This window comes from Glutamicibacter sp. NPDC090743, assembly GCF_044769125.1.
GTDB lineage: Bacteria > Actinomycetota > Actinomycetes > Actinomycetales > Micrococcaceae > Glutamicibacter.
In genome coordinates this window covers 31,497-46,643 of record NZ_JBIVXE010000008.1, presented here as the reverse complement: position 1 = coordinate 46,643, position 15,147 = coordinate 31,497, and the positions used below count along the sequence as shown (strand labels likewise).

The 15,147-nt window shown below is 58.9% G+C and carries 11 protein-coding genes and 1 riboswitch; of the genes, 6 read left to right on the top strand and 5 right to left on the bottom strand.

Annotated elements, in window-relative coordinates:
* Positions 1–49 precede the first annotated feature (49 nt).
* The 3 genes from ACIQTS_RS16350 to ACIQTS_RS16340 all read left to right on the top strand — a co-directional run bounded on the left by ACIQTS_RS16350 (position 50) and on the right by ACIQTS_RS16340 (position 2,260).
* The gene (locus ACIQTS_RS16350; protein ID WP_133833222.1) at positions 50–637 is read left to right on the top strand and encodes a DinB family protein; all 588 of its coding nucleotides are present in this window, start codon (positions 50–52) and stop codon (positions 635–637) included.
* Positions 638–704: 67 nt separating this feature from the next.
* A riboswitch (SAM riboswitch) is annotated at positions 705–818 on the top strand.
* Positions 819–834: 16 nt separating this feature from the next.
* Positions 835–1,101, top strand: coding sequence for a hypothetical protein (locus tag ACIQTS_RS16345; protein WP_402473909.1), 267 nt, complete (start codon positions 835–837; stop codon positions 1,099–1,101).
* Positions 1,102–1,156: 55 nt separating this feature from the next.
* Positions 1,157–2,260 (top strand): VIT1/CCC1 transporter family protein, encoded by a 1,104-nt coding sequence (locus ACIQTS_RS16340; protein ID WP_400291481.1) that lies wholly within the window; start codon positions 1,157–1,159, stop codon positions 2,258–2,260.
* 63 nt (positions 2,261–2,323) lie between these two features.
* On the opposite strand, the gene ACIQTS_RS16335 is transcribed toward ACIQTS_RS16340, so the two are convergent.
* Positions 2,324–3,514, bottom strand: coding sequence for an LOG family protein (locus ACIQTS_RS16335; RefSeq protein WP_402473908.1), 1,191 nt, complete (start codon positions 3,512–3,514; stop codon positions 2,324–2,326).
* Positions 3,515–3,600: 86 nt separating this feature from the next.
* Between ACIQTS_RS16335 and ACIQTS_RS16330 the strand changes: the two genes are divergently transcribed.
* The 3 genes from ACIQTS_RS16330 (at position 3,601) to ACIQTS_RS16320 (ending at position 9,503) form a co-directional block, all read left to right on the top strand.
* Positions 3,601–6,948: a DEAD/DEAH box helicase gene (locus ACIQTS_RS16330; RefSeq protein ID WP_105657314.1), complete on the top strand. Its 3,348-nt coding sequence runs from the start codon at positions 3,601–3,603 to the stop codon at positions 6,946–6,948.
* A 162-nt stretch (positions 6,949–7,110) separates the two neighbouring features.
* Entirely contained in the window at positions 7,111–7,395 is a 285-nt protein-coding gene (locus ACIQTS_RS16325; protein ID WP_146112257.1) for a hypothetical protein, read from the top strand.
* Between the two features lie 575 nt (positions 7,396–7,970).
* Positions 7,971–9,503, top strand: coding sequence for an MFS transporter (locus ACIQTS_RS16320; protein ID WP_402473907.1), 1,533 nt, complete (start codon positions 7,971–7,973; stop codon positions 9,501–9,503).
* Positions 9,504–9,590: 87 nt separating this feature from the next.
* Here ACIQTS_RS16320 and ACIQTS_RS16315 read toward each other — a convergent pair whose 3' ends face one another.
* From ACIQTS_RS16315 to pcrA, 4 genes are all read right to left on the bottom strand, one after another.
* Complete coding sequence (locus ACIQTS_RS16315) at positions 9,591–9,980, bottom strand: hypothetical protein (protein WP_402473906.1); 390 nt, start codon at positions 9,978–9,980, stop codon at positions 9,591–9,593.
* A gap of 394 nt (positions 9,981–10,374) precedes the next feature.
* Entirely contained in the window at positions 10,375–11,277 is a 903-nt protein-coding gene (sucD, locus tag ACIQTS_RS16310; protein WP_133833227.1) for a succinate--CoA ligase subunit alpha, read from the bottom strand.
* Positions 11,278–11,293: 16 nt separating this feature from the next.
* Positions 11,294–12,466 carry an ADP-forming succinate--CoA ligase subunit beta gene (sucC, locus tag ACIQTS_RS16305; protein WP_105659137.1) on the bottom strand — a complete coding sequence of 391 codons (1,173 nt, stop codon included), beginning with the start codon at positions 12,464–12,466 and terminating at the stop codon, positions 11,294–11,296.
* A 242-nt stretch (positions 12,467–12,708) separates the two neighbouring features.
* Positions 12,709–15,087 (bottom strand): DNA helicase PcrA, encoded by a 2,379-nt coding sequence (gene pcrA / locus ACIQTS_RS16300; protein ID WP_402473905.1) that lies wholly within the window; start codon positions 15,085–15,087, stop codon positions 12,709–12,711.
* Positions 15,088–15,147 lie beyond the last annotated feature (60 nt).

The following is a 15,147-nucleotide window of genomic DNA, read 5'->3' as shown; positions in this document are numbered from 1 at the left end:
CACACCGCGCCCTCTACCGCGAGGCTGCAGCGCTCACTAGACTCTGTCCATGGACAGCACCAAGGACAAGCTCTGCGGGTACCTGAACGACGCGCGCGAGAATGCGATCTACAAGGCAGAAGGCCTCGCCGAACACCTGGCACGCACTCCGCTCACCCCCACAGGCACCCATATCCTGGGAGTACTGCACCATTTGGCGATCAATGAATACGAATATTTCGGCACCTGCCTCAAGCGCAGGGCCGATGACCGCTACGTTCGCGAATTCATTGCGCCGCATGATCCCGACGCGGATTTCCTCCCGCCAGCAGATATGGATGCGCAACAGCTGATCGGCCTGTATCGGAAAGCCATCGCCTTCGCCGATGAAGCCATCAGCGACCTGCCCCTGGACTGTCCCGTAGAGGTACCGTGGTGGGGGCCAGCTGGCAAAACCACCTTGGATCACCTGCTCATCCATGCGCTCGCCGAGACCTCCCGGCATGCAGGGCATCTGGATATTATCCGCGAGCAGCTCGATGGCCGTGCTGGCTGGACCGCGCAACTGGATCTGCTGCCCGGCTACACCGCGGGGCAATGGGCCGAACAACGCGAGAAGCTGCAGCAACTGGCCAATGCCTTTGCCCCGGGCAGCTGAGCCGCAGTCATATTACGCATTCGGACTTCACCGCGCCCTGCCACCGGCGGTACCATCGGAAATGTTGCTTCACGAGACGCGGCGCCAAGCTCCGACTGGCCGCGCACCAACCCCAAGTTCATGGGTGGTTCGGATGAGGAAGCGGTCCGCGCATCAACAGGTGCACGGGCAAGAGCGCGCAAGAGAGTTGACGTCCCATGGCATATCCGATTCTGCCCGTCATCGACCGCCAGACCGGCCAAGTGCAGTTCAAGGCCGAAGGCCGCTGGCGCACCTGCTACGTTGCAGATCCGCTCAGGCTTGAACAGCTCATTGCTCGTTGTGCCCGCCGGCCGACCTTCGACCCGGCCACATCTGAATTGCTGCTGGTGGTGCCAGTCGCCGGAGATCCTGCGGGCAAGCGATTTGCTTTTAGTCTTGCCAAATTCCCAAGTGCAGGAGCCCTGACTAAACTGGGTAGTTGATCCGATCCACGGGTTTCATTGGGAAACTCCATGTTCCAGGAGAGTCATCTTCGCGATGTCACAGCACTCAGCAACCGAACCTACCAAAGCGCAGATCCAGCGATGGCGCAAGTATCTCGCTGATGAAGTCGCAGAAGGCTCCATCTACCGGGCCCTCGCGGAAAAGAAAACCGGGCAGGAACGGCAAATCCTGCTGGGCCTGGCAGAGGCGGAAGCACGCCACGAATCCCACTGGCGCGTCCTGCTCGGCGAACATGTCAAGGAAGTCCGCCCGTCGCTGCGCCGCACCATGCTGCGTTTCCTGGCATTGCATTTCGGTTCGGTCTTCGTCCTGGCCATGGCCCAGCGCTCCGAGAGCAGTTCGCCCTACCGCGATGACAAGGACGCCACCGCGCAGATGGCGGCCGACGAACAGGTCCACGAAGAAGTCGTTCGCGCGCTTGCTACAGCAGGCCGTGCGCGCCTTTCGGGCAACTTCCGTGCTGCGGTCTTCGGCGCCAACGACGGGCTGGTTTCCAATCTCGCGTTGATCATGGGCATCGGTGCGACCGGTGTTTCAGCGACCTTCGTGCTGTTCTCCGGCATTGCCGGCTTGCTGGCCGGTGCACTGTCCATGGCAGCTGGCGAATACGTTTCGGTGCGTTCCCAGCGCGAGCTGCTGACAGCTTCACGCCCAACCCAGGTCACGCTGACAGCGGCCCCGAACCTTGATCTGGACGCCAACGAGCTGCTGCTAATCTATAAGGCCCGCGGCATGAGCGATGAAGATGCCGAGCACCGGGCCGCCGAACGCATGGGCCTGTTCACCTGCGATTGCAACCCCGACTTCTCGCTGAACCCAGAGGGTCGCGGCGAAGAACTCGAGAAGGAGCACCAGGAGCTGGGTTCGGCCACCGGTGCGGCGGCCACCTCGTTCTTCCTCTTTGCTTCCGGTGCTGTGGTGCCGATCCTGCCGTATATCCTTGGCCTGTCCGGCATGACCGCGATCATCGTCTCGGTAGTCCTGGTGGGATTGGCCCTGATGATCACCGGCGGGATCGTAGGCCTGCTCTCCGGTGCCTCGCCACTCAAGCGCGGCCTGCGCCAGCTAGCCATCGGCTGGGGCGCAGCGGCCATCACCTACTGCTTGGGCCTGATCTTCGACGTCAGCATCAGCTAGTAGCCCGCTACGTTGCGACTGCCGGTACGGCACTGTCTGTACCGGCATTTTCCATGCCGTGCTCTAGCTGTTCTCCGGCCTCCGGGTACGCCGGCGCAGGGTTTGCATGCTCTGGATGAACTCCATCGCTTCTTCGGCGGTTTCCACCAGAGCAATCTTCTGTTCCATGACACGGTCCTTGGCCAGGGCCTGAAGCAGCGGCCAAGCAGGCAGATCCCTCGTCCAATAGTCCTTGCCGATCAGCACCATCGGCACCACGCGAGCACCGGTAGCGTAGTAGTTTTCGCAGGCATCCTGGAAGATTTCCTGCACCGTGCCAGCGGCCCCGGGCAGAACTACCAGCCCGCCGTTGGACTGCTCCAGCAGAATCGCTTCACGAATGGAATTGGTGAAGAACTTGGCAATCTGGGTGGCAAACAGATTCGGCGGCTCATGGCCGTAGAACCAGGTTGGCACGCCCAGGGACTGCCGCTGGCTCGGGAAACGCTCCTTGACCATCAACGCAGTTCTCGCCCAGCCGGTGCGCTGATGGATCGCATCTGGCACTTCGGCCAGCATCTGCAATGCCGTAGCGACATCTTCTGGTCCGTAATCGGCCAGCCACGCACCGGCATTGGCAGCTTCCATTGCGCCGGGGCCTCCACCGGTGGCGACCGCGTAGCCGGCCCGGGTAATCATGCGCCCAAGCTCCAAAGCTTGCGCATACTGCGCAGTGCCCCGGCTCATCGCATGCCCGCCCATCACCCCGATAATCGGGGTTTCCTTGAACGTGCCCTCGTACACTGCCGAGACCAGCGCCTGGCCAATGTGGTGATCATGCAGGGTTCTTGCCAGCGCATTGCTATCGCTATCGGAATTCACCGCTGCATGCTGCTGGGAGTACGCGTAGATCTTCGCATCAGGCACATGCTCGTAGGTCTGCGTCCGGATCCCCGAGTACAACTCATGCGGCGAATACAAGCCGCGAGCCACCGTCTCGAAGGGAAGCTCCTCCCCCGAGCTCATGCACAGCCCGCCAGTGGCTTGCACGATCTGCGCTCCTTGCGCGGAATACTGGCAATCGATGAATAGCGCTTCGGAAAGATCCAAGGATTCCAGCACGGTATCCCGTTCGCGCAGATCAACACGGTGCACTCGCCAGCCTTTTCCGCGTGCGCGGTGGGAAGCCAGCGCTTCGGCTGCGAGACGGTCGAATTCAACGAGCGTCGTTATGTTCACTGCGCGTGCTGGAAGGTAGGGCCACACTTGGGACATGCGTCAACGCTACGTCATAGATAGTGATTATTCACAGAAAGGCCCTTCAACTTTCGCGAAGGCCCGGAACGTGAAACGATGAGAGGATGATTGAATCTGTTCCACCAACCATTGATGCCCGCCACTTATTGGCTTTTCTGGGCAACGTTCCTTTCTTCTATGGAAAGAACCTGGCTGCAGAAGCAAATTCCGTGGTTGACGTGGAATTCGACGAAAGCACCCACCAGATCGAAGGCACCGTCACCGATTCTGGCGAAGAATATTCTCCGATGATCCAGGTCCTCATGGACGGTGGAGAGTGGAAGATCGAATCGTGCGAGTGCACCTGCGACGCACCGGGCATCTGCTCGCACATCGCGGCACTGGCTATTGTCTCCAACAAGATCGCTTCCCAGCCACGCCCCGTGCCTGCCCGGGAAGAGAAGCCGAACACAGTTTGGTCGCAGCAAATCGATTCATGGTTTGAAGAGTCCGAGCCGGGCCCGGCCGATGGCCTGCTTGGTTCGCAGCACGATCCGGTAGTGCCGATGGCGCTTCAGTTCCTGCTCTTCGATTCGAAGGACGCCACCCAGCAGCAACAATGGATGCCGACCGGAACCATCCCGCACCCGACCCGCAATAAGCGCTTCCGCTTGGGAGTGCGCCCAATGGTTCGCAACACCGAAGGCCGTTGGGTTCGTGGCCAGCTTCGCTGGACCACCCTGGGCTTCAAGACCTACGGCTGGAACCTGTTGCGGGCGCAGCACCACTGGTTTACCCGCTTTGCCTCCATGGCGCGCAGCGATAGCCAGCTGCAGTTCAAGGTGGATGAAGACTGGCTGTTCCTGGACGAGTACGCTTCCGAGCTGCTCTGGCCACTGCTTGACCAAGCTGATGAGCTGGGAATTCCACTGATCACGACCCGATCCGAGCAGCGCGTGCGCATCGTTGCTCCAGCCAGCTTCAGCATGCAGGCCTCCCTGGATGAGCAACGGTTGCAATTGGACGGTGTCCTGCACATTGCAAACCAGGATCTCATTCTCGATCCGGAGGCACCAAGCGGTGTCATCGCCGAGCATGGTTTCTATGCCCAGTTGGCTCAGCCTGATGAGATTTGGCTCGCGCCAAGTGTTGAGCCGATTCCTGACGCGCACCGCCGCTGGTATGTTGACCGCCGTCCGGTCACCGTGCCTAGGCCGGAGATCAACGATTTCTTTGAATCCTCCTACCCGCGTTTGGCCCGCCGTTTCGAGCTGCGTAGCGTTAGCGACGAGCTGGAATTGCCTGCTTTGAAACCGCCCTATGTGCAGGCGACCGTGGTCTACAAGCGCGAATTCAACGAGAATAACGAACCGAACGACACCGCCGCGCTGGACTTCCAGATCCTCTACCCGGGGATCCCTGGCGACCAGGAAGTGTATGACCTTGAGGCCGAGGAACTGCTTCAGGCCGCAGTGCATGAAGTTTTCCTGGTCCATGAAGAAAGCGGCAATCCCAACTTGTCGCCGAAGTTCTACGCCCGCGATGACACCATCGATTTCGTCACCGAGATCCTCCCCGCGCTGGAACGCATTCCTGAAGTCAAGCTGGTTGAGAAGGGTACCCGGCCGAAATTCCGTCAGCTGCGTGAACTTCCTCAGCTGAAGATCAATGCCGTGAATCATGAACGGACCGACTGGCTGGACCTTGGCTTGCTGATCACCGTGGGCAACCACGAGGTTCCTTTCTCGCAGATCGTCGAGGCCATGAGCAATGGCCAGATGAAGCTGCGCCTGCCGGATAACACTTGGTTCTCGTTGAACCACCCCATGTTCGCCAAGCTCAAGGCGCTCGTTGACGAGGCGCAGGCAATGAATGACAAGCCGAAGGAGGGAGACCTGAAGCTTACGGTCTTCCAAATCTCATTGTTCGAAGAACTTGATGAGATGGCTGAAGGCATTGACGGCGCGGACTTGTTTATCGCACGCATGCGTTCACTGCTCAAGGTCGCTGAAGCCCACCACGCGCAGGTGCCGAACACGCTGAACGCCCAATTGCGCCCTTACCAGGTTGAAGGGTTCCACTGGCTCTCTCGCCTGTATGAAGGCGGATTCGGCGGAATCCTCGCCGATGACATGGGCTTGGGCAAGACCTTGCAAACGATTGCCCTGATTCTCCATGCCCACAAGCTCTGGGCCGATCCGCAGGCATGTGCTCAGCTGCCCGCAACCCAGCGCACCCGTCTGCCGTTCTTGGTCGTCGCCCCGAGCTCGGTGGTTTCCAACTGGGAAATGGAAATCAACAAGTTCGCCCCATCCCTGCGGGTAGTCAGCGTCGAGGGCACCTTGCCTTCGCCACGGCAGCTGAGGGAACTGGCCGAGAATTACGATGTCATTCTCACGACCTATACCCTGTTGCGTCTGAACGACGAGATTTACGAGGCGCAGCGCTTTGCCGGCTTGATCCTCGATGAGGCGCAGTTCGTGAAGAACAAATCCACCAAGGCCCATCGCACCGCGGTGAACCTGCAGACCAATTTCAAATTGGCCGTCACTGGTACCCCGATGGAAAACAACCTTTCCGAGCTCGGTGCTTTGCTGTCGCTGGTTGCTCCGGCATTGTTCCTGAACACAACACGCTTTAATCGCCAATTCGCCCGCCCTATCGAAGTGCTGGGCGACAAGGACACCCTTGCATTGCTGCAGCGTCGCATCAAGCCATTCATGCTGCGCCGCACCAAGGAATCCGTGGTGCTGGATCTTCCGGCCAAGCAGGAGCAACAGCTTCTGGTGCGCCTTTCCGAAGAACACCAGCATGTCTACGACACCCATCTGAACCGCGAACGCCAGAAAATCTTGCACCTGGTTGAAGATCTGGATCGCAACCGCTTCACCATTTTCCAGTCGCTGACCCATCTGCGCATGCTGGCTCTGGAACCTTCATTGGTGGATCCAGCGCTGTCGGACGTACCCGGTTCAAAGCTGGAAGCACTCTTCGACCAGCTCGATGATGTGGTGGGCGAAGGCCACCGTGCGCTGATCTTCAGCCAGTTCACCTCGTATCTGAAGGTGCTGGCCGACAAGCTGACCGAGCGTGGCGTGAAGTTCGTTTACCTGGACGGCAATACCCGCAACCGCGCCAAGGTCATCGAGCAGTTCAAGGAAGGCGAAGCTCCGCTGTTCTTGATCTCCTTGAAGGCCGGCGGATTCGGCTTGAACCTGACCGAAGCGGACTACTGCTTCTTGCTGGATCCATGGTGGAACCCAGCCGTGGAAGCCCAGGCTATCGACCGTACGCACCGCATCGGCCAGACGCGACAGGTGATGGTGTACCGAATGATTTCGCAGGGCACCATCGAAGAGAAGGTTGTGGCGCTGCAGGAAAGCAAACGCAAGCTGATCTCGACAGTGATGGATGAAGCCGATGGATTCTCCAAGGCCTTGACCGCCCAAGATATCCGAGGACTGCTTGAGTAACAGGTTGATTAAATCCGCCGTATTAGCAGGCGGCGCTCAGTAAAACCCTGTATATTCGAAGTGACCGATGATGTGCGCTACGCCACACATAGTGCGTTCATCGGGCAAGCGCCCAGACGGATCCTCGTCCGGGCGATACGAACGACAAAGGCGGTAATAACCGTGTCCCTGATTAAATCGGAGACTCTCAGTACCCCCGATGATGACTGGATGAGTGCATCGGTGAGTATCAACAACGATCGTGTGGTGATTGAAACCGAACAAGAACGCCTATCCCTGGAAAACGACCGGCTTCTGGAAAAGATTCGCAGAGTTCTGGCGTCTCCGCTCGAAGAGATTTTCTATAACCCGAAGCACCGGATGCTCCTGATTCCGGGCGCGTTCGCTGCCATCGGCTCTTCATTCCTGAGAGTTGATACTGAAGCTGCTGCCGGCCTCCGCGGCTAGCCTGCTTCGACTACATGCCCCAAGCTGCCCACCAGCAATCTTGGGGCATTTTTGTGCCCTGTGGACTGAGCGCCAACCGCTGCTGAACAGCGTGCGTTTTTTACCGTCGGAAGCCCCCATTCGCCACCGGATTCAGGACCTTCAAGTGCACCGTTTTCGCGTTGTTTCGCTGATTTCCAACCCCTGGCGCTCCGAGTCCTTCGACACAATTTCGGCTTTTCGCGCACCTCGATCCACAACTTGGCCAATGGCTCGTTTGCCCCATGCTTCCGTGGGTATTCGGCGGTAGGTCCACGCAGGATTCGACTGCTCCCATGGGCACGCATACGCCCCTGGAGAGCCCCTCGATCAGGGAATTAATCCAATTTTTGGTAAACTTAATGATTGTCCGCTTAAGCGTTTCATCGCTCAATGCCGGTTTTTCGCCGGATTTTTGAGTAGAAATCTATCGATTTCGACGAGTCACACGGCGACCGCAACCAGCTCAAGGAGCAGCTATTTCGCTCCTCATTCTTGTGGATGAATATGGTCGCCGGCACCGGGACAAGATCAAGAAAGATATGAGGAGTGAAACTATGGAAGCAAAAAACACACGGAAGCAGCGATTCCTGAGGAAACGCCGCCTGAAGGTAGAAGACGTCAACGTCGTCGATAATTCGATGCTCAAGAAAGCCATCGGCGGTACCGTCGTTGGCAATTTGATGGAATGGTACGACGTAGGTGTCTACGGCTATCTTGCAGTAATTATCGGCAAGCTCTTCATGCCCGACACCGTCGAGCCTGCAATCCAAACCCTGTTCAGCCTAGGCGTATTCGCTGTCACCTTCGTCGCGCGCCCGCTTGGTGGCGTGATTTTGGGCCAGCTGGGTGACCGAGTAGGACGCCAGAAGATTCTGGTCTTCACCCTGCTCATGATGGCAGCGGCCACGTTTGGCATCGGAATCCTCCCGGATTACTCGGTATGGGGTGTAGCAGCACCAATTCTCCTGGTCGTGTTGAAGCTTGCCCAGGGCTTCTCCACTGGCGGCGAGTACGCCGGTGCTACTACGTTCATTACCGAATACGCCCCGGACAAGCGTCGCGGATTCTTCGCCTCGCTGCTGGATCTAGGTTCCTACATGGGCTTCGCCCTGGGTGCCGCCTTCGTCTCCATCCTCCAGCTGACCCTGAGCGACGATGTCATGGAAGGCTTCGCATGGCGCATTCCATTCCTGGTGGCCCTTCCACTGGGTGTTATCGCACTGTGGTTCCGCGCCAAGATCGAAGACACTCCAGCCTTCAAGGAAGCCCAGGAAGCCGCTAACCGCGCGAGCGAGGACGCACGGAGCGCTGCCGATGCCCCGAAGGGCGTCATCGACCTGGTGAAGGCCTACTGGCGCGAATTGCTCACCGGCTTCGTACTGGTATCGGCGGCCAACACCGCCGGTTACGCACTGACCAGCTACATGCCTACGTACCTCACCGAGACGCTGGAATACGATCCGGTGCACGGCAATCTGCTGACCCTGCCGATCCTGGTGGGCATGTCCTTGTGCATCCCGTTGGCGGGCAAGCTTTCCGATAGCGTGGGCCGTCGCAAGGTCCTGTTCATTGGTTCGGTTTCGGCCATCGTCCTGGCTATCCCTGCCTTCCTGTTCATGATGCATGGCCAGATCTGGTCCACCCTGCTTGGCCTTGCGCTGCTGGCTGTCCCGGTAGTCTTCTACGTTGCCAATCTGGCTTCGTCGTTGCCAGCGCTGTTCCCAACCGCCTCGCGTTACGGTGGCATGGGCATCTCGTACAACTTCGCCGTAGCCATCTTTGGTGGCTTCGCGCCGTTCATCATGCAGGCGTTAGTGACCCTGACCAAATCCTCCCTGGCTCCGGCCTTCTGGGTTATGGGCACCTCGGTCGCGGGTTTCATTGCGGTCTGCTACCTGAGCGAATCCGCTCGCAAGCCATTGCCCGGCTCGCTGCCTTCGGTCGCGTCGGAAGCGGAAGCCATTGAGCTAGTTGAAACCCAGGACGAGAACCCTGACCTCGATGTCGAAGCGCTCTTCGAGCAGGTTCCTGAATTGGAAATGAACTACCAGCAGGAGATTGCAGACGCCGAGGCGGAGCAGTCCTAGGCTAGATAGCCTCGCAATAGGGTTAAGCGATGGCGGAGCCGGTTCCAAGCGGAACCAGCCCCGCCATTGTTGTATCCGGCTCAACGGCTAGGAGAATTGGCAGTAGGATTCATAGGCTGCTTGCGCAGCCCATTGAGCCATCGCATCCAGCCTCAGCTTGCAGTCAAGGATTCCGAATTCGGAGTCGGTCCAGGTATCGAAGACCAGCGTGTAGCGGCTCTGCTGCTCGTTGAGGCATTGAACGCTATATGTGTAGGTCACGGGACGCGCTGCCCAGTAGCCCAGAAGCCCCGCAGACTGGTCGGAGCTTCTGATCAACGATTCCAGCCCGTCACTGGCATCGTAGGGCTCTTCGGCGACAGTGGTTTCGGAGACGGCGCTGGCTGCCATGAGCACTTCATTGACGTTGTCCCACTTGGGACGAGGGCTGAAGCTGATAGTCGAGCCGGTGGGTGCGTCGATCAGAGTTTGGCGCATCTGCTGATCATGGAACCGGTCGACCCGGATCAGCTGCGGTGCACCACGCAACTGACCGCCACTGGCAATGTACGGTCGATCGCAGGAACTTGCCGTTTCGGGGCTCAAAGGCATCGGCCCCGTACTTTCGCCGACCTCCGGGCTCGTGCATGATGCCAATGCCAGGGATAAGCACGCTAGTGTTGCCCAGTAGCTTCTCCGCATCATCGGCAATCCTTCTTCATTAGACCCTGGAACCATATATTCTAATCAGCTTATGAGTGCATCAGCGGTTTGACTAGAAGATTTCAATTAAATGCGAAACGGTCGCCGCTTCTCCTGAAGATTCAGGAGAAACGGCGACCGTTCGTTTCCAGCGTATGCTCCAGGGCGTCAGCCCTGGTTCAGCGTCAGCTTAGAGAGCTGCGTAAACTTCGCGCAGCAGCACAGCAGTCTCCGAAGGAGTCTTGCCGACCTTGACGCCTGCAGCTTCCAGTGCTTCCTTCTTCGCCTGGGCGGTGCCAGCCGAACCGGAAACGATGGCGCCTGCGTGGCCCATGGTCTTGCCCTCAGGAGCGGTGAAGCCAGCCACGTAGCCAACAACTGGCTTGGTGACGTTGGCCTTGATGTAATCAGCAGCGCGCTCTTCAGCGTCGCCACCGATTTCACCGATCATGACGATGGCCTTGGTTTCTGGATCAGCTTCGAAAGCAGCCAGGGCATCGATGTGGGTGGTGCCGATGACTGGGTCGCCGCCGATGCCGATTGCGGTCGAGAAGCCCAAGTCGCGCAGTTCGTACATCATCTGGTAGGTCAGGGTACCTGACTTGGAAACCAAGCCGATTGGGCCCTTGCCGGTGATGTTGTTCGGGGTGATACCAACCAGTGCTTCACCTGGGGTGATGATGCCTGGGCAGTTAGGGCCGATGATGCGGGTGATCTGGTTGCCGTCGGCGTCAACCTTCGACTGTGCCAGAGCCCAGAACTCAGCGGAGTCCTGTACTGGAACACCTTCGGTGATGACTACAACGAGGCCAACTTCGGCCTCGATAGCCTCAACGACTGCGTCCTTGGTGAACTTAGGTGGGACGAAGACGATCGATACGTCTGCGCCGGTCTCGGCCTTGGCCTCAGCCACGGTGCCGAAAACCTTGATGTCCTTGTCACCGTGGGTCACGGTGGTGCCGGCCTTGCGGGCGTTAACGCCGCCAACAATGTTGGTGCCAGCCTTGAGCATCAGGGCGGTGTGCTTGGTGCCTTCGCCGCCGGTGATGCCCTGGACGATGACCTTGGAGTCCTTGTTCAGGTAAATGCTCATTGTTCGCTTATCCCTCTTACTTCGCTGCGTTGGCGAGCTCGGCAGCCTTGTCGGCGCCCTCATCCATGGTTGCTGCCAGGGTGACCAACGGGTGGTTGGCCTCGGCCAAGATGGCGCGACCCTCTTCAACGTTGTTGCCGTCCAGGCGGACAACCAGTGGCTTGTTCGCTGCGTCACCCAGGGTGTTCAGCGCGCCAACGATGCCGTTTGCGACAGCGTCACATGCGGTGATGCCACCGAAGACGTTGACGAAGACCGACTTGACCTGTGGGTCATTCAGGATGACGTCAAGGCCGTTAGCCATGACCTCAGCCGATGCGCCACCGCCAATGTCAAGGAAGTTAGCAGGCTTGACCGAACCGTGGTTCTCGCCAGCGTAGGCAACAACGTCCAGGGTCGACATGACCAGGCCAGCACCGTTGCCGATGATGCCTACTTCGCCGTCCAGCTTGACGTAGTTCAGGCCAGCGGCCTTTGCCTTGGCTTCCAGCGGATCGGCTGCGCCCTTGTCCTCGAGCTCTTCGTGAGCCGGGTGGCGAACCTCAGATGCGTTGTCGTCCAGGGAAACCTTGCCATCCAGTGCAACGATGTCACCGGCACCGGTCTTCACCAGTGGGTTTACCTCTACGAGGGTGGCGTCTTCTTCCTTGAATACAACCCAGAGCTTCTGGATGGTGTCTGCAACCTTTGCGCGCAGCTCTTCAGGGAAGTTAGCTGCCTCAACGATTTCAGCGGCCTTCGCGGCATCAATGCCGACGATTGGGTCAACGGCAACCTTCGCCAGAGCATCCGGGCGCTCAACTGCGAGCACCTCGATCTCCATGCCACCTTCTACCGAGCACATGGCCAGGTAGTTGCGGTTTGCACGGTCGAGCAGTACGGAGAAGTAGAATTCCTCAGCAATGTCGGCGCCCTGAGCGATCATGACCTTGTTTACGGTGTGGCCCTTGATGTCCATACCGAGGATGTTGGAAGCGTGCTCGAAAGCTTCGTCGGCGGTCTTAGCGACCTTGACGCCGCCAGCCTTGCCACGGCCACCAACCTTGACCTGTGCCTTTACTACAACAACGCCGCCGATCTTCTCAGCTGCGGCTTTTGCTTCTTCCGGGGTGTAAGCGACGATACCGGCAAGCACGGGAACGCCGTGTGCCTCGAATAGATCGCGCGCCTGGTACTCATACAGGTCCACGGGTTTGTGTCCTTCGTTCGAAGTTCATGCTGACTCGCGGCACGGCCACAGACCGAAATCCATGCCATGCCAAAGAGAGCGCACCGCAACTACCGGGACGTCGTTAGGCGCCGTAGCCCGTGCGCACCTCTCAGACTATCCCGACTTTCGCAAACTTCCCACTTTTACAACACGTAGAGAAACTCGCGGGTCCTGCATCAAAGCAGCCGAATGTGACGCAGGAAACACGGAGGGCCCGTCGGCTAGTCCACGATTTCTAGCGGTGCATAGCGCAGCAATAGCCTCTTCTCGGAGTCCGGGAACTGCACCTTGGCCACCGTCTTGTCGCCTGCGCCTTCTAAAGCAATAACAGTGCCCAAGCCAAACGAGGAATGCTTAACATTCTGCCCGACTTCAGGGATGGTAATGTCCTTATTCTGCACAACTCGCGTCTTGGAAATAGGGGCGGCGTTGTGCCCTCGCACCGGTTGCGCCGATGCCGAACCTGCACCCCAGTGGCTGCCACGTTCATATCTGCTCGTGGCGAAATTCACCGCTGCGTTACCGAAACCGAAGCCCATTCCACCGCCAGAGCCCTCGCTCTTCCAGTCGATCAGCTCGCCCGGAACCTCTTCCAGGAACTGGCTCGCAGGGTTGTACTGGGCCTGCCCCCAAAGGCTGCGCTGTTCGGCACGGGTGAGGTACAGGCGTTCACGGGCACGGGTCAGTCCGACATAGGCCAAGCGGCGTTCTTCGGCGAGCTCCTTTTCGTCGGTCATGGAACGCTGGTGCGGGAAGACACCGTGCTCCATGCCCGTCAGGAAGACCACCGGAAATTCCAAGCCCTTGGCAGTATGCAGGGTCATCAAGGTGACCACGCCTTCCTGCACGGCCATTGCTGCTCCCTCATCATCGCTGGGAGCCTCTGGAATCTGGTCGGCATCGGCTACGAGCGCCACGCGCTCCAGGAACCCTTCGAGACCGCCTTCCGGTTCTTCGTTCACGTAGTCCCGGACCACGGCGACCAATTCGGCAAGGTTCTCCACCCGCGACTCATCCTGCGGATCCGAGGAGAGCCGAAGGGTCTCCAGGTAACCGGTCTGCTCCAGCACTGCTTCAAGGGCCTCTGCCGGGCCTGAGCCTTCTGCCACGGTCTTCAAGTCATCCATCATGGAGACAAACGCAGCAGTCATCTTGATTCCGCGGGTTCCCAAGCCTGGTGCTTCATCCGAACGGCGCAATGCGTCCATGAAGGAAACGCGATCCCGTTCAGCCAACGCTGCCACGGCGCCTTCGGCACGGTCGCCGATGCCGCGCTTGGGCTCGTTGAGGATACGGCGGACGTTGATGTCATCATCCGGGTTTACCAAGGCGCGCAGGTAGGCCAGTGCGTCCTTGATTTCCTTGCGGTCGTAGAACCGGGTGCCGCCGACTACGCGGTACTTCAGGTCCACGCGCATCAGCTGTTCTTCCAGTGCACGCGATTGGGCGTTAGTGCGGTAGAAGATCGCCACGTCGCCCGGGCGGACATCCTCGTCATCGTTCAAGCGCAGTATTTCTTCGGCAATCCAGCGTGCTTCGTCGGATTCTGATTCACCAACATAACCGGTGATCTTCTCGCCGTCGCCGCTGGCAGTCCACAGCTTCTTGTCATTGCGGTCGGGGTTTCGCTTGATGACCTCGTTGGCCGCGGACAGAATCGTCTGGGTGGAACGATAGTTCTGTTCCAGCTTGATGGTTGCCGCGTTCGGATAGTCCTTTTCGAAGTCGACGATGTTGCGGATATCGGCACCGCGGAAAGCGTAAATCGACTGGTCGGAGTCGCCGACAACGGTCAGTTCGCCTGGGACGGTATCACCTTCGGCACCGGTGAGTTCACGCACCAGCGAGTACTGGGCGTGGTTAGTATCCTGGTATTCGTCAATGAGCACATGGCGGAACCGGCGGCGGTAGTTATCGGCCACTCGCGGGAACGCACGGAACATGTAGACGACCTGTCCAATCAGGTCGTCGAAGTCCATGGCGTTGGCAGCGCGCAGGCGGCGGGTGTAACCGCGGTAGACATCGGAAACGGCTCGCGAGAACGGATCATTGGTATTGATCGTCGCCGCGTAGTCTTCATCATCTATCAGCTCATTTTTCAACGAGGAGATCTTGTGGGCAATTGCCTTGGGCGTGAAACGCTTCGGGTCGATCTCCAAAGATTTGGCGACTAAGGTGATCAGGCGCAAGGAATCCGTGGAGTCGTAGATTGAGAAGTTGGATTTCATTCCAATGGTGGCCGCCTCGCGACGCAAAATACGCACGCATGAGGAGTGGAAAGTAGAGATCCACATCTTCTTCGCTTGCTCGTCGCCAATAAGCTCAGCGGCTCGTTCGCGCATTTCGGCAGCGGCCTTGTTGGTGAAGGTGATCGCCAGGATTTCGTGCGGCCGAGCACGGCCGGTCGCCAGGAGGTAGGCAATGCGGTGCGTGAGCACACGGGTCTTTCCTGAACCAGCGCCGGCCACGATCAGCAACGGGCCCCCAGCATAACGAACTGCTTCTTCCTGCTGCGGGTTCATGCCGACCAAAAGCTCCTCAGCAGTGGGCATGACCTGCTGTGCGGTATCCGGGGCGAAATCGTCAAAAAGGAAATCCATGATGTAGCCAGTCTACGTGGAGCGCCGGACACTTTCAGTGTGAGCGGGAAAGCCCACGCT